Genomic DNA, 19,285 nt, shown 5'->3' on the forward strand with positions numbered 1-19,285 from the left:
ACCGATCGAATCAGCCGAGGAGGCGACCGATGACCGCGACACTGACCGAGACCCGGGTCGCCCCGCCCCCGGCCGAGCCGCCCGCCGCGCGCGGCAGCCGCCGGGAGTATCTGGCCCTGGCCGCCCTGCTGGTCGGCACGGCCGTCGCCTACCTGTGGAACCTGTCCGCCAACGGCTGGGCCAACTCCTTCTATTCGGCCGCCGTGCAGGCGGGTTCGGTGTCGTGGAAGGCGTTCTTCTTCGGCTCCTCCGACGCGGCCAACTCGATCACCGTGGACAAGACGCCGCTGTCGCTGTGGCCCATGGAGATCTCGGTGCGGATCTTCGGGCTGCACAGCTGGAGCATGCTGCTGCCGCAGGCGCTGCTCGGCGTGGCGTCGGTGGCGCTGTTGTGGGCGATCGTGCGCCGGAACTTCGGGGCGGCCGCCGGACTGCTGGCGGGACTGGTGCTCGCGCTCACTCCCATCGCGGCCGTCATGTTCCGGTTCAACAACCCCGACGCCATGCTGGTATTCCTCATGCTCGCCGCGGCCTGGGCCATGACCCGCGCGGTCGCCGACGGGCGCTGGCGCTGGCTGGTGCTCACCGGCGCGTTCATCGGATTGGGCTTCCTGGCCAAGCAATTGCAGGTGCTGCTGGTGGTGCCCGCACTGGCGCTGACCTACCTGATCGCCGGGCCGCCCGCGCTGGGCAAGCGGATCGCGCAGCTGTTCGCGGCGGGCGCGGCCATGGTGGCGGGTGCGGGCTGGTGGGTGCTGCTCGCCGAGCTGTGGCCCGCTGCGGACCGGCCGTACTTCGGTGGCTCGCAGCACAATTCGATCATCGAACTGACCCTCGGCTACAACGGCCTGGGCCGGTTGAACGGTGAGGAGCGCGGCAGCGTCGGCGGTTTCGGCGGCGACATGCCGAGCGGCGGGGGCGGCATGTGGGGCACGCCCGGCATCGGACGGCTGTTCGAGCCGCAGCAGGCCGGTCAGATCGCCTGGCTCATCCCGGCGGCGCTCGTCCTGCTGGTCGCGGGAATGGTCCTGCGCGGCAAGCTGACCCGCACCGACCCGCAGCGCGCCACACTCATCCTGTTCGGCGGCTGGCTGGTCGGCACCGGACTGGTGTTCAGCTTCATGAAGGGCATCTTCCACCCGTATTACACGGTGGCGCTGGCCCCCGGTGTGGCCGCGCTGATCGGCGCGGGCTCGGTGCTCGCCTGGCGGCGCCGCGACCTGCTCTGGGTGCGGCTGACCCTGGTCGCGGCCATGGCCCTGACCACCGCCACCGCGTGGATCATCCTGTCCCGCAGCGTCTCCTTCCTGCCGTGGCTGCGCTGGACGGTCCTGGTCGGCGGCATCGCCGTCACCCTGCTGCTGCTCCTCCGCCTGCCCCGCAAGGCCGGTCTGTCCGTCGCGGCGGCCGCGGTGATCCTCGGTCTGGCGGCTCCTACCGCGTACGCCGTGGACGGGATCACCACCGCACACCAGGGACCGATGCCGTCGGCCGGTCCGGCGGTCCGCGGCGGCTGGGGTCCGGGTGGACCGCGCGGCGGCGGCCGTCCCAACGGGCTCCCCGGCAACGTCTTCGGCGAAGGGAACGGCTTCGCGCCCGGCACCGGCGGAAATGGCGGCCAGCGCAACGGCGCTCCGGGCGGCCAGCCCGGTGGCAGCCAGCACGGCGCGGGCATGAACCACGGCGGTTCCACGAACAGCGGACCGGGCGGAAGCCCCGGCGGGCCTGAGGGATTCGGCGGCGCGGCGGGCAACATGATGATGGCGAGCCGCCCGAGCGCCAAGGTCACCGCCCTCCTGAAGGCCGACGGCTCCGACTACACCTGGGTGGCGGCGACCGTCAGCTCCAACTCGGCAGCCGGCTTCCAGCTGGCGACCGAACTCCCGGTCATGCCCATCGGCGGCTTCAACGGCAGCGACCCCTCTCCCACCCTCGCCCAGTTCCAGGAGTACGTCCAGGTGGGCCGCATCCACTACTTCATCGCGGGCAGCCAGATGGGCGGCGAACGCGGCGGCAATGGCACCAGCTCCCAGATCACCGCCTGGGTCAAGGACCACTTCACCGCCGAGGACGTGGACGGCATCACCCTCTACGACCTCACCGCCCCGAAAACCAACTGACCGGCGGGCTTGCCCCCGCCCCCGAAAAGGACTGAGCGCCTGGACCGATCCGGTCCAGGCGCTCAGCTCTGCTGGATAGAATTATGTGACGCCAGTCACGATTCAGGGACCCCGCATGAGCACCCCGCATCCCCTCCCCGATGAGCACCGAGAAGCCTTCTGGCGCAGAGCCGGCTGGGACCCCCTCCTCCCCGACCCGGACCGGTCCATCATCGAATCCCGCTGGGACGACGAATCCATCACCCTGGCAGAGATCTTCGGCTTCTGACCCCCGTCCCGCTGAGTGGGCGGGCACAGGTGAAGTAACCGCGAGTCGGATGGGTGCTGCTAGGTTCCGCGGGCATGAGGTCCTCACTGGTCGCCCTTGCCGCAGCTCTCACTGTGAGCGTCCTGGCCCAATCACCGATCGCCCTGGCCGACACCGGCTCATCCGCATCCGGCTCGGCCAGCGGGTCGGCGTCCGGCTCCAGTGATCTGTGGCCGGTCCCCACCGCGTCCGCCGACCAGTTCACCTATTTGATCGCGTACAGCTTCGGGAACCGCATCCCGGCCGGGGCCGACCCCGCCCGCACCGAAGGCGAACCGGGCCCGGTGAACGAAGCCCTCGCCGATGCCGTCATCGCCACCCGAGGCACCCGGGCCATCCCCGTCTACGCCCAAACCGTCATCGCCGACGTCCTCCGCACCAAATACGGCATGACCGACGTCATTCCGATCGAGGCGGACCGCCAGCCCGACGGCACACTGACCTACCTGTCCACCGACGGCGTGGCCAAGAAGGTCTCCGCGCTCCGTGCCACCACCCAATCCACCGACGTGGCAGGCGTTATCGCCTTCAAAGACCACCTGTGGCGCGCCACCTACACCACCCGCAACAACAGCCTCCGCGCCTACGCCCCCGCCGGAATCGCCATGCCCACTCGATACGACCCCCAATCCGGCCAGGCCTGGACCACCAGCGCCACCACCTACCTCCCGGTCGACATGGCAGCCCGAATCCCTTTGCTGCTCAGCGGCACCGGCAGCAGTCGGTAGGCCCGGATAGATCCGATCGGGCGGTTACAGGGGGAGCATCGCGGCGGCGATCCGGTCGGATGCGTTGTCGGGCAGGGCGGTACCCACGCCATCGAGGACGAGTAGTCGCGCCCCAGGGATTTCAGCGGCGAGGGCCTCGCCGTTGCCGACCGGGAAGAACGGGTTGGCGCGGCCGTGCACGACCAGCGTGGGTATGGCGAGTTCGGCGAGTCGGGAGCGCCAGCGCGGGCTGCAATCGATGCGGGCGAAGGCCATTCCGAGTTGGTTGGCCTGGTGGACCGCGGGATCGTTGGACGGTGTGCGGTCCCAGATCCGGGTTGCCGTGGTGCGCGCGGCTTCCGGGTCGTTGCTCATCAGCTCGGCTCCCGCGGTGGCGAACGCCGCGACCGCGTCGCGGTCGGTCCAGTCCGGCTGGGGGCGGGAGAACAGCGCGCCCATGACGGCGGGGTCGTGGTCGGGTAGGTCGTCGTCGACCGGGCCCGGGGCGACCGGTCGGGTGTTGACGAGGGTCAGTGCGGTGAATACGGCCAGGTGGTCCAGTGCGGCGACCTGGGCGACCATGCCGCCTACGCCGATTCCGGCGAGATGGGCGGTCGCGGCGCCGAGCGCCTCGACCAGCGCGGCCGCGTCCGCGACGAGGTCTCGGAGGTCATAGTTCGGGTTCTCCGGGTCGGCGGTCGCCGACGCACCGGAATCGCGCAGGTCGTAGCGGACCACGTGCCGACCGCCGGAGGCGAGCCGCGCGCACAGCTCGTCGGGCCAGGACAGCATCGTCGGGCTGCCGACCAGCAGGACGAGCGGATCATCGGCCCGGCCGAAGCTCTCGACGCCGAGGTCCACACCGTTCGCCCGCACCGAGGTCACGCCCCTTCGAATCGGTTCCGCCATGCCGAACTCCTGTCTGTCGGTTCACCCCGATGTACCGACGACGAATCGACCGGAAAGTCATCGGTGTGGCCCTACGCTCGACCCAGGGCCTGACACCCGCGTCGGGCCGCTATCGCGAAAGGAGATCATCATGGCCGTCGCCGTGATCGTCGAACTCGACGACACAACGGTCGAGGAGTACGACTCGATTCTCGAGATCTTGGGATTCGCGCCAGGCGGCCCGATGGCTACGGGCGGCCTATTCCATTGGGCGACCACCACGGACCATGGAGTCCGGGTCACCGATGTCTGGAGCTCTCCGGAGGAGTTCCAGCGCTTCGCCAACGAAAGACTGGCCCCGGCCCTGCAGAAGGCGGGCGTGACCAGCGAGCCCCGGATCTCCTTCGAACCGGTCCACAACTACCTGATCGCGGGCTGAAACGGCGGCCTTCGGCGCACGCTGACCGGCGAGCGGGTCAGCGTGCGCTGAGGGCGGTGTGGAGGGTGGCGGCCCACTGCTGAACGATTTCCTTGCGGCGCAGGGAGTCGTCGGTCAGGACGTCGGCGAGGCCGAGGCCGCGGGCCAGGTCGAGGGTGGCCTGGACCAGGTGGTGGGTGACCGGGTCGGCGTCGTCCACGCCCAGGGCTTCGATGGCCATGCGGTGGGAGATGCGGCCGAAGCGGGCTTCCATGGGGACGATGCGTTCGCGGAGGACCGGGTCGGCGGCGGCGTGGGTCCAGACTTGCAACGCCGCTTTGAAGATGGGGGCCGTGTAGGACTCGACCAAGCCGGCGACGACGGCTTCGGTGCGGGCTACGCCCTCGGCTACCTCCGCTACCGCGAGGGCATCGGCCTTGGCTTGGGCCATGCGGGTCTCGAACATGTACTCGAGGGCGGCGGTGATCAGGTCTTCACGGGTGGGGAAGTGGTGTTGGGCGGCGCCTCGGGACACCCCGGCGCGTTCGGCGACGACGGCGACCGTGGCGGCCGCCCAGCCCATCTGGGACAGGCAGTCGATGGTCGCCTCCAGCAGCCGCTGCCGGGTGGCCCGGCTGCGGTCCTGCTTGGGTTCGTGGGGTGTCGCCATGGTGACCTATTGTGCCCAGCTCGGTGGGCGGCGCTGCAGGAAGGCCGTCATGCCCTCGATCACCTCGGGGGTGCCGAAGTAGCTCGCGGAGCGTTTGGCCAGTTCCTCGGCCCGCAGGTCGAAGACCTCGAGCAGGTCGGTGTTGACCAGACGCTTGGCCTCGGCCAGGCCCTGCGGGGAGCCCTTGCGGAGTTCGGCGCGCAGGCGGGCCACCTCGGCGGCGGGGTCGTCGGCGGCCACGGTGATGAGGCCGTTGCGTTCGGCCTCGGCGGCGTCGAAGGTCTCGCCGGTGGAGAAGTAGCGGGCGGCGGCGCGCGGGGACATGCGGGGCAGCAGGGTGAGGGAGATCATGAACGGAGCCAGGCCGATCCGGACCTCGGTGAGGCCGAAGCTGCTGTCGCGGCCCGCGACCACCAGGTCGCAGGCGGCGATGATGCCCATGCCGCCCGCGCGGACATTGCCGTTCACCTGCGCCAGCACCGGTTTCGGCATGGCCAGGATGTCGCGCAGCACCGAGATCATCCAGCGGGTGCGGATCTCGGCGGCGGCCGCCGGGTCGGCGTCCACGGCTTCCTTGAGGTCCGCGCCGGCGCAGAAGGTGTTGCCGGTGTGGGTGAGCACGACACCGCGCACCGCGTCATCGGCGGCCGCGCGCTCCAGGCCCGCGAGCAGTTCGGTGACCAGCCGCGAGGACAGGGCATTGCGATTGTGCGGGGAGTCCAGGGTCAGCACCGCGAATCCGTCGCTCACCGCGTAGCGGACGAACGGCGCCTCCGCGCCGGCTGGGTCGGTCATCGAATACTCCTGCTGCTGTGTGGCTTTCGAACACTGGAAGCCGGGTGGCGGTGGCCGCGCGCACACCGCCACCCGGCACCGCGGTCAGTACGACCGCGGCAGACCGAGCGAGTGCTGGGACACGAAGTTGAGGATCATCTCGCGGCTGACCGGAGCCACCCGCGCGATGCGGGAGGCGGCCAGCATGCCCGCCAGGCCCACATCGGAGGTCAGGCCGGAGCCGCCGTGGGTCTGGATGGCCTGGTCGAGCGCCTTGATACTGGCTTCGGCCGCAGCGTATTTCGCCATATTGGCGGCCTCGGCGGCACCGAAGTCGTCACCGGCGTCGTAGAGGAACGCCGCCTTCTGCATCATCACCTTGGCCAGCTCGAGCTCGATCTTGACCTGGGCCAGCGGATGCGAGATGCCCTGGTGCGCACCGATCGGCACGCCCTTCCACACCGCGCGCTCCTTGGCGTAGGAGACCGCCCGGTCGATGGCGTAGCGGCCCATGCCGACCGCCATGGCCGCGCCCATGATGCGCTCCGGGTTCAGGCCCGCGAACAGCTGCGCGATGGCCGCGTCCTCCTGGCCGACCAGCGCGGTCGCCGGGAGCCGGACGTCGTCGAGGAACAGGGTGAACTGGTTGTCCGGCTCGATGATGTCCATCTCCTGCTTCGTCTTCACGAAGCCGGGGGTGTCGGTGGGGACGATGAACAGGGCGGGCTGCAGGTTGCCGGTCTTGGCGTTCTCGGTGCGAGCCACGATGAGCACGGCCTCGGCCTGGTCCACGCCGGAGATGAAGATCTTGCGGCCGTTGAGGATCCAGTCCTCGCCGTCGCGGCGGGCGGTGGTGGTGATCTTGTGCGAGTTGGAGCCCGCGTCCGGCTCGGTGATGCCGAAGACCATCTTGCCGCTACCGTCGGCCAGCTTGGTCAGCCACTCCCGCTTCTGCGCCTCGGTGCCGTACTTGGTGATGATGGTGCCGCAGATGGCGGGCGAGACCACCATGAGCAGCAGGCCGCAGCCCTGCGCCGCCAATTCCTCCTGGACCAGCGCGAGTTCGTAGATGCCCGCGCCACCGCCGCCGTACTCCTCGGGCAGGTTCACGCCCAGGAAGCCGAGCTTGCCGGCCTCGTCCCACAGCTCGTCGAACGGCTCGCCCTTGCGGGCCTTGGGCCCGGCGTAGTCGCGGAAGTTGTACTTGGCGGCCAGCTTGGCCACCGCCTCCCGCAGCGCCTTCTGTTCGTCGGTCTCGATGAAACCCATTGCCTACTCCTGATCTTCGCTGTGGACGACGGCGAGCACCGTGCCGACTTCGACCTGCTGGCCGGCGGAAACGTTCAATTCGATGAGCACGCCCGCGGCGGGGGCGGCGATGGTGTGCTCCATCTTCATGGCCTCCAGCCAGAGGATCGGCTGCCCCTTCTCGACCCGGTCACCCGCGGCCGCGCCCAGGCGGATGACCGCGCCGGGCATCGGGGCCAGTAGCGAGCCCTCGGCCACCTGGTCGGCCGGATCCTCGAAGCGCGGCAGGCGGCGCACCGCCACCGGGCCGAGCGGGGAATCCACCGTCACCAGATCGCCGTAGCGGGCGACCTCGAAGCGGCGCCGCACCGGGCCGCGCTCACCGGGCACCTGGAGGATCACCAGATCCGGTGTGGCCTCCAGCAATTCGAGACCCTCGTGGCCCTCGACCTCCAGACCGGACCGGGTGATCCGGTAGCGCACGTCGTGGCGACCGGTCAGGCGGGACTCGTAGGGCTTGGACTGCGCCTGCGACGGCAGGTTGCGCCAGCCGCTGGGCAGACCGCCGCCGATCCGGGCCGTGCGCCGGTTGGCGGCGGCGTCGGCGAGCGCGGCGGCCACGATGGAGAGCTGCTCGTCCGCCTCGGAAACCAGTGGCGCGGACAGCTTCTCCAGATCGTGGGTGGCGAAGAAGGCGGTGTCGGTGTCGCCCGCCAGGAACGCCGGATGCCGCAGCACCCGCACCAGCAGATCGCGGTTGGTGACCAGGCCGTGGATCTTGGCCCGCTGCAAGGCCGAAGCCAGCAGATGCGCGGCCTCGTCGCGGGTCTCGGCGAAGGAGATGACCTTCGACAGCATGGGGTCGTAGTGCACGCCCACCACCGAGCCGTCCACGACGCCGGTGTCCAGGCGCACGCCCGGCTCGGTCAGCACGGTGAATTCGCCCAGGGTGCCGGGGATGTCGAGGCGGTGCACCGGGCCGGACTGCGGCTGCCAGTCGTGGGCCGGGTCCTCGGCGTAGAGCCGCACCTCGATGGAGTGGCCGCGCATCTCCGGCTGCCGCGTGGGCAGCGGGCGACCGGCGGCCACCTGCAACTGGAGGCGCACCAGGTCCAGGCCGGTGACCTGCTCGGTGACCGGATGCTCCACCTGAAGACGGGTGTTCATCTCCAGGAAGAAGCAGTCGCCCTTCTCATCGGCGAGGAATTCCACGGTGCCCGCGCCCTCGTACCCGATGGCCTCCGACGCCAGCCGGGCCGCCTCGAACAGCCGCGCCCGCATCCCGTCGATCTTCTCGACCAGCGGGGACGGGGCCTCTTCGACGACCTTCTGGTGGCGGCGCTGGATCGAGCACTCGCGCTCGCCGACCGCCCACACGGTGCCGTGGGTGTCGGCCATGACCTGCACCTCGATATGGCGGCCGGTCTCGAGGTAGCGCTCACAGAAGACGGTCGGATCGCCGAAGGCGGACTGGGCTTCCCGCTGCGCGGCCTCGATCTGATCGTTCAGCTCGGCCACATCGCGCACCACGCGCATGCCGCGACCGCCACCACCGGCGGATGCCTTGATCAGCACGGGCAGCATGTCCGCGGTGACCTCGGCCGGGTCCAGCTGCTTCAGCACCGGGACCCCGGCGGCGTCCATCATCTTCTTGGACTCGACCTTGGAGCCCATCTGCTCGATGGCCGCGACCGGCGGGCCGATCCAGGTCAGCCCGGCGGCCTGCACGGCCTTCGCGAATTCGGCGTTCTCGGACAGGAATCCGTAGCCGGGGTGGATGGCGTCGGCGCCGGCGGCCAGCGCGGCCTCGATGATCAGCTCACTGCGCAGGTAGGTCTCGCCAGGAGTGTTGCCGGGCAGGCGGATTGCCGCGTCCGCCTCGGCGACGTGCGGCGCGTTGGCGTCCGCATCCGAGTAGACCGCCGTGGTAGCGATACCCATCCTGCGGCACGTCGCGAACACGCGCCGCGCGATCTCGCCACGATTGGCGACCAGAACGTTCGTGATCTCCATGTGTGGCCTCACATCCGGAAGACGCCGAAGCCCTCGGCGCCCTTGATCGGGGCATTGTGAATGGCGGACAAGGCCATTCCCAACACCGTGCGGGTGTCGCGGGGGTCGATGACGCCGTCGTCGTAGAGGCGGCCCGACATGAACATGGGCAGCGATTCGGCCTCGATCTGCGCCTCGATCATGGCGCGCAGCCCGGCGTCCTGCTCCTCGTTGAACGGGATGCCGCGCGCCTCGTTCGCCGCCCGGCCCACGATGGAGATGACGCCCGCCAGCTGGGCACCGCCCATGACGGCGGATTTCGCACTGGGCCAGGCGAAGACGAAGCGCGGGTCGTAGGCGCGGCCACACATGCCGTAGTGGCCCGCGCCGTAGGACGCGCCCATGAGCAGCGAGATGTGCGGGACCTTGGAGTTCGAGACCGCGTTGATCATCATCGCGCCGTGCTTGATGATGCCCTTCTGCTCGTACTCCTTGCCGACCATGTAGCCGGTGGTGTTGTGCAGGAACAGCAGTGGCGTGTTCGACTGGTTGGCCAGCTGGATGAACTGGGTCGCCTTCTGCGCTTCCTCCGAGAACAGCACGCCGCGCGCGTTGGCGAGAATGCCGACCGGATAGCCGTGCAGTTCGGCCCAGCCGGTCACCAGGCTGGAACCGTAGAGCGGCTTGAACTCGTCGAAGTCCGAGCCGTCCACCACGCGGGCGATGACCTCGCGCGGGTCGAACGGGATCTTGAGGTCGCCCGGCACGATGCCGAGCAACTCCTCCTGGTCGTACAGCGGCTCGATCACCTCGGTGAGCGGGCGGGCCGCCGGCCCCTTCTTCTCCCAGTTCAGGCGTTTGACGATGGAGCGGCCCAGCCGGATCGCGTCCTGCTCGTCGACGGCGAGGTAGTCCGCCAGACCGGAGACGCGGGCGTGCATTTCGGCGCCGCCCAGCGATTCGTCGTCGGACTCCTCACCGGTGGCCATCTTCACCAGCGGCGGACCGCCCAGGAACACCTTGGAGCGCTCCTTGATCATGACCGTGTAATCCGACATGCCGGGGATGTACGCGCCACCGGCCGTCGAATTGCCGAAAACCAGTGCGACGGTCGGGATTCCGGCCGCGGACAGCCGGGTCAGGTCGCGGAACATGCGCCCGCCCGGAACGAAGACCTCTTTCTGCGTCGGCAGATCCGCGCCGCCTGATTCCACCAGGCTGATGCAGGGCAGGCGGTTCTCCAGCGCGATGTCGTTCATCCGCAGCGTCTTGCGCAGCGTCCACGGATTCGAGGTGCCGCCGCGCACCGTCGGGTCGGGCGCGACGATCATGCATTCGACGCCCTCGACGATGCCGATGCCCGCGATCACGCTCGCGCCGACATGGAAGTCACTGCCCCAGGCGGCCAGCGGGGCCAGCTCCAGGAACGGCGAATCCTCGTCGATGAGCAGTTCGATGCGCTCGCGCGCGGTCAGCTTGCCGCGCTTGCGATGCCGCGCCATCTTGTCCGGGCCGCCGCCCGCGATGTTCTTGGCGTACTCGACCTCGACCTCGGCGAGCTTGGTGCTCATCGCCTCGGCCGCGGCCTGATAGTCCGCCGAATTCGGGTCGACGGTGCTGCGCAGAATACTCAAGACTGGAACCCCAATCGCTTGGCCGCGAGGCTGGTCAGAATCTCATTGGTGCCGCCGCCGATACCGAGGATGCGGACATCGCGGTAGTGCCGCTCGACCTCGGACTCGCGCATGTAGCCGAGCCCGCCGAACAGCTGGACCGCCTGGTGGGCAACCCATTCGGCGGTCTCCACCGCGGTGTTTTTGGCGAAGCAGACCTCCGCGATCAGATCGGTCTCGCCCTGTGCGGCGCGTTCGGCCAGCACGTGGGTGTAGACCCGGGCCACGTCGATGCGGCGGGCCATCTCCGACAGCGTGTTCTGCACCGCCTGGCGGCTGATCAGCGGGCGGCCGAAGGTCTCCCGATCGCGGGTCCACTGCAGGGTCAGGTCCAGGCAGCGCTGCGCGTGACCGTACGCCTGCACGGCCAGGCCCACCCGCTCGCTCACGAAAGCCGAGGCGATCTGGGCGAATCCGCTGTTCTCCGGGCCCACCAGGTTCGAGGCCGGCACCCGCACGTCGACATACGAGAGCTCGGCGGTGTCGGACGCCAGCCAGCCCATCTTCTCCAGCTTGCGGCTGACCGTGAAACCGGGCGTGCCCTTCTCCACCGCCAGCAGCGACACACCCGCCGCGCCCGGACCGCCGGTGCGGACCGCGGTCACCACGTAGTCGGCGCGCACACCGGAGGTGATGAAGGTCTTGGAGCCGTTCACGATGTAGTCGTCGCCGTCGCGCACCGCGGCGGTGCGCAGATGCCCGACATCGGAGCCGCCGCCCGGCTCGGTGATGGCCAGCGAGCCGATCTTCTCCCCCACCAGCGTCGGCCTCACCCAGCGCTCGATGTGCTCGGCATTGCCGGAGGCGATGATGTGCGGCACCGCGATACCGCAGGTGAACAGGGATGCGAACAGGCCGCCCGAGCAGCCCACGTAGTGCATTTCCTCGGCCACGATGGCGGCGTCGATGGCGTCACCGCCGGAACCGCCCGCGGACTCGGGGAACTGGATGCCCAGCAGGCCCAGCGCGCCCGCCTTCTTGTGCAGCTCCCGCGGGATCTCGCCGTCGCGCTCCCAGCCGTCCAGGTAGGGCAGCACCTCGCGCTCGGCGAAACCACGGACGGTGGCGCGCAATTCGCGGCGCTCCGGGGTGTTCCAGGGACTCACGTAACTCATGGCAGCAGCTCCACGGGAATCTCGATGTGCCGGGCTCGCAGCCATTCCCCGAGCCCCTTGGCCTGAGGGTCGAAGCGGGCCTGATAGGCCACGCCCTCGCCGAGCAGGCCCTCGACGATGAAGTTCAGCGCCCGCAGGTTCGGCAGCACGTGCCGGGTGACCGGCAGGTCGGCGGTCTCGGGCAGCAGGCGGCGCAGCTCCTCGACGGTCAGGGTGTGGACCAGCCAGCGCCACTGCTCGTCGGTGCGCACCCAGACGCCGATATTCGCGTTGCCGCCCTTGTCGCCGCTGCGGGCGAGAGCGATGGCGCCCAGCGGGGCGCGGGTGGTGGCGCCGGATGGAAGCGGCTGCGGCAGTTCGGGTTCCGTGACCACGTCCAGTTCCAGGGTCTCCCCGGCGGGCGCGATCGCCACCTCGGAGCCATCGGCCAGCACGGCGGTGTGCGGGATCTCCTTGGAATCCACGTATCCCGGCGTGAACACGCCGTACGGACCGCCATTGCCGGGCGGGGCCGTCAGCGAGAAGCCGGGGAAGCTGGCCAGCGCCAATTCCACCGCGACACTGGAGAACGCGCGCCCCACCTTGTTGGGGTCGGGGTCGCGGACCACGCAGCGCAGCAGCGCGCTGGCCTGCTCCTCGGTGTCGGCGTCGGGGCGGTCCAGCCGCGCCAGCGTCCAGTCCAGTTCGGCGGGACGCACCGTCAGCCACGACTCCAGCTGACGCTGCGCCAGCGCGGCCTTGGCCTCGATGTCCAAACCGGTGAGGATGAACTGCATTTCGTTGCGGAAGCCGCCGATGGTATTGGTGGACACCTTGGTTTGCGGCGGCGGGGCCTCACCGGTCACGCCGCTGATCAGCACCCGATCCGGGGCCTCCTGGCTCACCTGGATGCTGTCCAGGCGGGTGGTGACGTCCGGGCCCGCGTAGCGCGCGCTCTGGATCTCGTACATGAGCTGCGCCTTCACCGTGTCCACGGTGACCGCGCCGCCGGTGCCCTCGTGCTTGGTGATGACGCTGCTGCCGTCGCGGCGCACCTCGGCGATCGGGAAGCCGGGGCGGCCCAGATCCGCGATCTCGGTGAAGAAGGCGAAATTGCCGCCGGTGGCCTGGGTGCTGCACTCGATGACGTGACCCGCCACCACCGCACCGGCCAGGGCATCGTAATCGGTTCGGGCCCAGCCGAAGTGCGCAGCCGCCGGGCCGACCACCACGGAGGCGTCGGTGACCCGGCCGGTCACCACGATGTCCGCGCCCGCGGTCAGGCATTCGGCGATGCCCCACGCGCCCAGGTAGGCGTTGGCGGTCAACGGTGCGCCCAGGCCCAGTTCACCGGCGCGGGCGAGCAGGTCGTCACCGGTCACGTACGCGACCTTCGGTGCGAGACCGAGCTTTTCGGCGACCTCGCGCACCCGCTGGGCCAGGCCCGCCGGGTTGAGGCCGCCCGCGTTGGCGACGATCTTGACGCCCGACTCCAGGGCCAGCCCGAGGCTGTCCTCCAGTTGCCGCACAAAGGTTTTGGCGTAGCCCAGGTTCGCGTCCTTCATGCGGTCGCGACCCAGGATGAGCATGGTGAGCTCGGCCAGATAGTCGCCGGTGAGCACGTCGAGCTGACCGCCCTCGAGCATCTCCCGCATGGCGCTCATGCGATCGCCGTAGAACCCGGAACAGTTGCCGATCCGGATGAGATCCGGAGTGTCGGCGAGCTGACTCATGGAGGGCCTCCCTGTGTGCGCCCGAAGCCGGCGCAGCCTCGGTGCTGCGGTCGGTTACAGGGTCACATCAGGAACAGAAAAAATCAAGCCCGCGTGCTTGTTATTTGCGGAAAGGCCAGGTCAGGGCCGGGTACCGGGGCGCCGGCAACCGTCAGGCAGACTGAACGGGTGTCCACAGACGTCAGCGCGCTCATCCTGCTCGCCCTCGCCGGATTCCTCTTCGGCGGCGCGTACTCGCTGTTCAAGACCTCGCGCCCACTGGCCGTGGCACTCGCCGTCTGTGGCGTGCTCGCAGCAGTGGGCGCGATCCTGTGGATGGCGAACTAGTTATTCCGCTTCGAGGCGGAAAATGCGCAGGTCTTCGGGGACGCCGCTGAGCGGGGCTGCGAAGAAGCTGCGGCGGTAGGGCTTCACGCCCAGGCCGAGTTCTTCCAGGGTCTCCGGCTTCAGGGCGTCCAGGGTGACACCCGAGAGCATGGTGTTGCCGTTGCCACCCGCCTCCATGACGCGAGCCGCGATGTTCACGTCGATGCCGAGCCAGTCGCCGCCGATCTCGCGGGGGCTGCCGGTGTGCAGGCCCAGGCGCATCTGCGGGCGGTAGCCGTCCACCGACACGGCCGACAGGTTCTCCTTGGCCGCGACAGCGGCTCGGACGGCCCGGTCCGCGGACGGGAAGACGGCCATCACACCGTCACCCATGCGCTTGACCACCTGACCGCCCCGATCCACGATCGGCGGCTCGATGGCCTTGGCCACCCGGCGCAACAGGTCCAGGGTCACCTCGTCGCCCGCCGCCAGCGACCAACTGGAGAAGGCCACCAGGTCGGTGAACATGATGGTGATCTCGTCGCTGCCGCGGCCCTTGCCGACCCGCTCCAGCATGGCCTGCCACACCTGCAGCGCACCCAGCCCCAATTCGCGTGCGGCACTGGGCGAATCGCCGACCAGCTTGTCCGCCGCGCGGGCCACCGCGCGCACCCCGCCCGGCCCGGAGACCGAGAGCGGATCGCCGAAACCCGGGTCACCGGGCAGGTTCTCGCGCGCCTTACGGATGGCGCCGATGATGTCGCCGCGCTGATTGGCGGCATTGACGAGGGCCGAGAGCTGGCCCGGGAAGCGGCCGCGGCGGCGCGGCTGCCCATCGAGCTCGTCCGGGTCCTCCGGGTCCTCGGAGAGTTCTGCGGGGATCAGCGGGATGACCACATCCGGGTCGATACGCGGTTGGTCGCGCCCCCGGTTTCCGCCCGCGTCTCGCGAGCGGTTGCGATCGGTCCCCAGTCCGTCCGTGCGGTTCGCGTCTTTGGCGCGGTCTCCGCCGTCGGAGGGTCGTTCGCTCACGCCCAGAGCGTATCCCAGCGCTCCGTCATGGGATGGATTAACGATTGCCACCGGACACCTCCCGATCGGTGCTAGCGGCCACATCGTTGGACCCGCCGAAGGTTTGAGTGTTTTGGTTGCTAGACCGATGCTACCGACCGTCCAGCACAACGCGCCACACCACCACGGCTCGAATCAAACGTTAGCTGGACCACACTTTCGACCCGGTATGAACCACCCCGCCGAATGACATCGGCCCGATACGGAATCCGTATCGGGCCGATGCGCGCCGCCGTGCCGGGCAGTGGCCGGCGGCTCCCCGGGCAGGGTCTATATCACTCGTAATACGAGTCAGGCATCGCGTTTGTTCACCACGAAGAGCGCGGCTCCGAACACGACTGCGACGAAGGCCGCAAAGTAGATGAGACCACCCCAAGGACCCCAATGCCAATACTCGGATTTCTCGTCCACGGTTCCGAGGAACAGGCCCGCGTTCTGGAAGGGCAGCAGCACCTGGATTTCGCGGCCCACCTTGCCGAACGCGCCGACCATCGGCTCCAGGATCACCGGCCACACGATCAGTAGCGAGAGCGCGCCCGCCGACTGCCGGATCAGGGTGCCGACACCCACCGCCAGGAAGACGATGAGCAGGATGAAGATCGGGACGGCGTAGAAGACCCGCAGGTCACCACTGGTGAGGCTGAGGTGAGCGCCCGCGTCGTGGGTGACCATGGCCTTGAAGATGAAGAAGCCGAGGAAGGTCAGCACCAAACTCAGCAAACCCATAGCAACACCAATCAGGCCCGCTTTGGTGAGCAGCACGGTGGTCCGGCTCGGGGTCGCCAGGAAGGTCGTCTTGATGGTGCCGAAGCGGTACTCACTGGTGACCGCCAGCGCCGCCAGGATCATCACCATCAGGTAGCCGAAGCCCGGCATACCCTGCGCCAGACCCGTGATACCCAGGCCCGCGATCGAGTTCTCCGCGTACGGGGCGTCCGAGGGGTGCATCTTGCCCTCGGCCAGTTGATCCTGGAACACCCGCCACGACGCGTTCAACGCCAGGCTGAACAGGGCGGCGATCCCCAGCGCGAACACCGCCAGCAGCACCGTGCACCACACCGGCGACTTGGTCGAGGTCAGCTTGATTCGTTCCGCGGTGAGCACTCCCATCAGAGGCCACCTCCCATCACCTGATCGAAGCCTTCGCCGTGGTACTGCACCGCACCACCGGTCATGCGCATGAACGCCTCCTCCAGCGACGCGCGCTGCGGGGACAGCTCGTAGAGCGTGATGTCATTGGCCCCGGCCAGCTTTCCGACCGCGTCACTGGTCACACCCGCCACCATCAGCGCCGGGCCGTCGGCCTCCGCGCCGTCCTCGCGCACCGTCATGCCGTTCGAGGTGAGCAGGCTGCGCAGCTGATCCAGCTGCGGACTGCGCACGCGCACAGACTGTTCCGACGCCTTCTCGATGAAATCCTTGGTGGAGGTGTCGGAGATCAACCGCCCGCGGCCGATCACGACGAGATGCTCAGCGGTCTGCGCCATCTCGGAGAGCAGGTGACTCGACACCAGCACGGTGCGGCCCTCCGACGCCAGCCGCTGCATGAAACGGCGGATCCAGAGGATGCCCTCCGGATCCAGGCCGTTCACCGGCTCGTCGAACAGCAGCACCTGCGGGTCGCCGAGCAGCGCGCCCGCCAGGCCCAGCCGCTGCGACATGCCCAGCGAGAAGCCGCCCGCGCTCTTCCCGGCCACCTCGTTGAGGCCGACCAGGCGCAGCACCTCCTCCACCCGGGACTGCGGAATGTCATTGGACGCGGCCAGCCAGCGCAGATGCGAGCGCGCGGAACGATTGGGGTGCACCCACTTCGCGTCCAGCAGCGCGCCGACGGTGTCGAGGGGACGTTTCAGGTCGTGGTACGGCTTGCCGTCGATGAGCGCGGTCCCGGAGGTCGGGGTGTCCAACCCCAGGATCATGCGCATGGTGGTCGACTTGCCCGCCCCGTTCGGGCCGAGAAAGCCGGTCACCTGCCCCGGACGGACCGTGAACGACAGATCCGACACCGCGACGGTCTGGCCGTAATGTTTGGTCAGGCCTCTCAGTTCGATCATGCTGCCCAGTCTTCCCCATGTAGTGAGCGCGCACTATCGCTAAAAGGTCGCGCGTCGCTCATCCTCGGGGATGATTACGGCCCGGACCCGGCTCCGGGTTCAGGCCGCGGACCGGGCAATCAGAAACCGGGCGAGGATGCCTGCGCCCAGAAGCGTTTCGGGATGCGGCCCGCCTGGCGGGCCAGCCAGCCGCCCTCCACCGCGCGAGCCATGGCCGCCGCCATCACCGCGGGCTGACGGGCGCGGGTGACCGCGGTCGCCAAAAGGACCGCCGAACAGCCCAGTTCCATCGCCAGGGCGGCATCGCTGGCGGTGCCGATGCCCGCGTCCAGAATCACCGGGACGCCCGCGGCGGCCACGATCATCTCGATATTGTGCGGATTGCCGATGCCCAGTCCGGTGCCGATCGGCGAACCCAGCGGCATGACCGCGGCGCACCCGACATCCTCGAGGCGCTTGGCCAGCACCGGGTCGTCGGTGGTGTAGGGCAGCACCGTGAAGCCGTCGTCCACCAATTGCTCTGCGGCGGACACCAATTCGATGGCATCCGGGAGCAGGGTGCGCTCGTCGGCGATGACTTCCAGCTTCACCCAATCGGTTTCGAGAGCCTCGCGGCCCAGCTGCGCGGTGAGCACGGCCTCGGCGGCGGTGCGACAGCCCGCGGTGTTCGGCAGCGGGGCGATCTCCAGGCGCTCGAGCAGGTCCAGCACGCCGGTGCCGCCCGCGGCGTCCACCCGGCGCATGGCGACCGTGGTCAGCTCGGTGCCCGAGGCCAGCAGCGCCTCCTCCAGCACGGCCAGGTTCTCCGCGCCGCCGGTGCCCATGATCAGGCGCGAACCGAACTCGCGGCCCGCGATGACCAGCGGCTCGACCGCGCTAGCCACCCTGCACCGCCGTCAGCACCTCGATCTCCCAGCCGCGGCCCACCGGCTCGTCCCAGCGGGACTTCGGGAAGACCGCGCCGTCGATCGCCAGCGCCACGCCCTGACACGGCAGGTTCAGGCGCTCCAGCAGCTCGCGGACGGTGAGCTCCTCCGGGAACACGTGGTCCTCACCATTGACGGTGACGCCGACCGGAATTGCGGTCATCGAACTCCTCCTGAGATGAAACGGTGCGGGTCCGCGGCTCGCGCCTCGGGCAGCTCGGTGTCGGCGAGCAGGGCCAGTACGGCGTCCGCCGTGACCGGGGTGTCCAGGATGCCGTTGCGGCCGTGGCCCGCGGCCACGATCACCTTGTCGTCGAGGTATCCGATCAACGGCAGATTGTCCGGCGAGCCGGGACGCGAACCCGCGACGGCCTCGGCGAACTCGTATTCGCCCAGGCCCGGCAGGACGGCCTCGGCATCGGTGATCAGGTCCCGGACACCGGCGACGGTGACGGCGTTGTCGAACCCGACTTCGTATTGTGTTGCACCCAGGACGATCCCGTCAGCCCTCGGCACAAGATATATAGGGCGGCCGTGCACGCGGGCCCGGATCACCCGGCTGGGCGGGACGGGGGCGCTCGGGCGGCGGCGCAGGCGCAGGATCTCACCCTTCACCGGACGCACCGGCAGGCCCGGCCACAGCTGCGCGGAGGCGGCGCCCGCGGACAGCACGACGCGATCGTGCGGCAGCGCCGCCAGGTCCTCGATCCGCTCCCGGCGGAACTCGACCCCGGCCTCGAGGCAGGCGAATTTCAGCGCGTTCACCAGGGCCCGGTTGTCGACGGCGGGTTCGGCGGCGGCCAGCAGTCCGGCGCGCACGCCGCGCCCCAGGCTCGGCTCGGCCGCCCGGACGCCCGCGCGATCCAGCAGGCTCAGCTCATGGCCGCGGGCGTTCACCCAGTCGGCGATGGTGCGCAGGTCGGCGGCGTCGGCGGCGTCCAGGGCGACGGTGAGGGTGGCGTCGGCGACGAAGACATCGGTCCCGGTGACGGCCTTCAGATCACCCGCGAACCCGGGCCAGCGGACCAGCGAGGCGGCGCCGAACGCGAGGGCCGCGTCCTCCCCCGGCCAGCCCTCCGACAGCGGCGCGAGCATCCCGCCCGCGACCCAGGAGGATCCGGTACCCGAGGCCGGGTCGAAGAGGGTGACGGTCCAGCCCGCTCCGGCGGCCCGCCAGGCCACCGACAGTCCGATCACACCGCCGCCGACGACGGCCAGAGTCCGCATGTGAATCCACCTAACTCGTCCCCGCGTTCCCGGGGACCCGCATATATCCGATGCGAAACATCGGCCGCGAGGAAAAG

At 69.5% G+C, this 19,285-nt stretch carries 19 protein-coding genes; 5 read left to right on the plus strand and 14 right to left on the minus strand.

Features of this window, described 5'->3' with window-relative positions; translation table 11 throughout:
- Positions 1-29 precede the first annotated feature (29 nt).
- From ACQP06_RS33660 to ACQP06_RS33670, 3 genes are all read left to right on the plus strand, one after another.
- Entirely contained in the window at positions 30-2,120 is a 2,091-nt protein-coding gene (locus tag ACQP06_RS33660) for a glycosyltransferase family 39 protein (protein ID WP_433669024.1), read from the plus strand.
- Between the two features lie 115 nt (positions 2,121-2,235).
- Complete coding sequence (locus ACQP06_RS33665) at positions 2,236-2,388, plus strand: hypothetical protein (protein WP_433669025.1); 153 nt, start codon at positions 2,236-2,238, stop codon at positions 2,386-2,388.
- 74 nt (positions 2,389-2,462) lie between these two features.
- Positions 2,463-3,155 carry a hypothetical protein gene (locus ACQP06_RS33670; RefSeq protein ID WP_433669027.1) on the plus strand — a complete coding sequence of 231 codons (693 nt, stop codon included), beginning with the start codon at positions 2,463-2,465 and terminating at the stop codon, positions 3,153-3,155.
- Between the two features lie 24 nt (positions 3,156-3,179).
- Here ACQP06_RS33670 and ACQP06_RS33675 read toward each other — a convergent pair whose 3' ends face one another.
- Positions 3,180-4,043, minus strand: a complete 864-nt coding sequence (locus ACQP06_RS33675) for an alpha/beta fold hydrolase (protein ID WP_433669029.1) — start codon at positions 4,041-4,043, stop codon at positions 3,180-3,182.
- A gap of 130 nt (positions 4,044-4,173) precedes the next feature.
- Between ACQP06_RS33675 and ACQP06_RS33680 the strand changes: the two genes are divergently transcribed.
- Positions 4,174-4,461, plus strand: a complete 288-nt coding sequence (locus ACQP06_RS33680) for a hypothetical protein (protein WP_433669031.1) — start codon at positions 4,174-4,176, stop codon at positions 4,459-4,461.
- Positions 4,462-4,498: 37 nt separating this feature from the next.
- Here the strand turns inward: ACQP06_RS33680 and ACQP06_RS33685 are convergent, their stop codons facing one another.
- The 7 genes from ACQP06_RS33685 to ACQP06_RS33715 form a co-directional block, all read right to left on the minus strand.
- The gene (locus ACQP06_RS33685; RefSeq protein ID WP_404205072.1) at positions 4,499-5,110 is read right to left on the minus strand and encodes a TetR/AcrR family transcriptional regulator; all 612 of its coding nucleotides are present in this window, start codon (positions 5,108-5,110) and stop codon (positions 4,499-4,501) included.
- 6 nt (positions 5,111-5,116) lie between these two features.
- Positions 5,117-5,905: an enoyl-CoA hydratase family protein gene (locus ACQP06_RS33690; protein ID WP_433669032.1), complete on the minus strand. Its 789-nt coding sequence runs from the start codon at positions 5,903-5,905 to the stop codon at positions 5,117-5,119.
- Positions 5,906-5,989: 84 nt separating this feature from the next.
- Entirely contained in the window at positions 5,990-7,153 is a 1,164-nt protein-coding gene (locus ACQP06_RS33695; protein ID WP_433669034.1) for an acyl-CoA dehydrogenase family protein, read from the minus strand.
- 3 nt (positions 7,154-7,156) lie between these two features.
- The gene (locus ACQP06_RS33700; protein WP_433669036.1) at positions 7,157-9,145 is read right to left on the minus strand and encodes an acetyl/propionyl/methylcrotonyl-CoA carboxylase subunit alpha; all 1,989 of its coding nucleotides are present in this window, start codon (positions 9,143-9,145) and stop codon (positions 7,157-7,159) included.
- Between the two features lie 8 nt (positions 9,146-9,153).
- Positions 9,154-10,758, minus strand: coding sequence for an acyl-CoA carboxylase subunit beta (locus tag ACQP06_RS33705; protein ID WP_433669037.1), 1,605 nt, complete (start codon positions 10,756-10,758; stop codon positions 9,154-9,156).
- Positions 10,755-11,903: an acyl-CoA dehydrogenase family protein gene (locus tag ACQP06_RS33710; RefSeq protein ID WP_433673507.1), complete on the minus strand. Its 1,149-nt coding sequence runs from the start codon at positions 11,901-11,903 to the stop codon at positions 10,755-10,757. Before ACQP06_RS33710 ends, ACQP06_RS33705 begins: the two co-directional genes overlap by 4 nt.
- 5 nt (positions 11,904-11,908) lie before the next feature.
- The gene (locus ACQP06_RS33715) at positions 11,909-13,624 is read right to left on the minus strand and encodes an acyclic terpene utilization AtuA family protein (RefSeq protein ID WP_433669039.1); all 1,716 of its coding nucleotides are present in this window, start codon (positions 13,622-13,624) and stop codon (positions 11,909-11,911) included.
- A 168-nt stretch (positions 13,625-13,792) separates the two neighbouring features.
- On the opposite strand from ACQP06_RS33715, the gene ACQP06_RS33720 reads away from it, so the two are divergent.
- Entirely contained in the window at positions 13,793-13,951 is a 159-nt protein-coding gene (locus ACQP06_RS33720; protein WP_357094463.1) for a hypothetical protein, read from the plus strand.
- Here the strand turns inward: ACQP06_RS33720 and ACQP06_RS33725 are convergent, their stop codons facing one another.
- The 6 genes from ACQP06_RS33725 to thiO form a co-directional block, all read right to left on the minus strand.
- Positions 13,952-14,689: an adenylate/guanylate cyclase domain-containing protein gene (locus tag ACQP06_RS33725; RefSeq protein WP_433673508.1), complete on the minus strand. Its 738-nt coding sequence runs from the start codon at positions 14,687-14,689 to the stop codon at positions 13,952-13,954.
- Positions 14,690-15,292: 603 nt separating this feature from the next.
- Positions 15,293-16,111 (minus strand): ABC transporter permease, encoded by an 819-nt coding sequence (locus ACQP06_RS33730; RefSeq protein ID WP_357094460.1) that lies wholly within the window; start codon positions 16,109-16,111, stop codon positions 15,293-15,295.
- Positions 16,111-17,055: an ABC transporter ATP-binding protein gene (locus tag ACQP06_RS33735; protein ID WP_379274670.1), complete on the minus strand. Its 945-nt coding sequence runs from the start codon at positions 17,053-17,055 to the stop codon at positions 16,111-16,113. The genes ACQP06_RS33730 and ACQP06_RS33735 overlap by 1 nt, the downstream gene beginning before the upstream one ends.
- Before the next feature lie 119 nt (positions 17,056-17,174).
- Positions 17,175-17,939 (minus strand): thiazole synthase, encoded by a 765-nt coding sequence (locus tag ACQP06_RS33740; protein ID WP_433669042.1) that lies wholly within the window; start codon positions 17,937-17,939, stop codon positions 17,175-17,177.
- Entirely contained in the window at positions 17,932-18,144 is a 213-nt protein-coding gene (gene thiS / locus ACQP06_RS33745) for a sulfur carrier protein ThiS (protein WP_357284752.1), read from the minus strand. Before thiS ends, ACQP06_RS33740 begins: the two co-directional genes overlap by 8 nt.
- Positions 18,141-19,208, minus strand: a complete 1,068-nt coding sequence (thiO, locus tag ACQP06_RS33750) for a glycine oxidase ThiO (RefSeq protein ID WP_433669044.1) — start codon at positions 19,206-19,208, stop codon at positions 18,141-18,143. Before thiO ends, thiS begins: the two co-directional genes overlap by 4 nt.
- Positions 19,209-19,285 lie beyond the last annotated feature (77 nt).

The sequence above is a fragment of the Nocardia sp. CA-136227 genome (genome assembly GCF_050955695.1).
Classification (GTDB): Bacteria; Actinomycetota; Actinomycetes; order Mycobacteriales; family Mycobacteriaceae; genus Nocardia.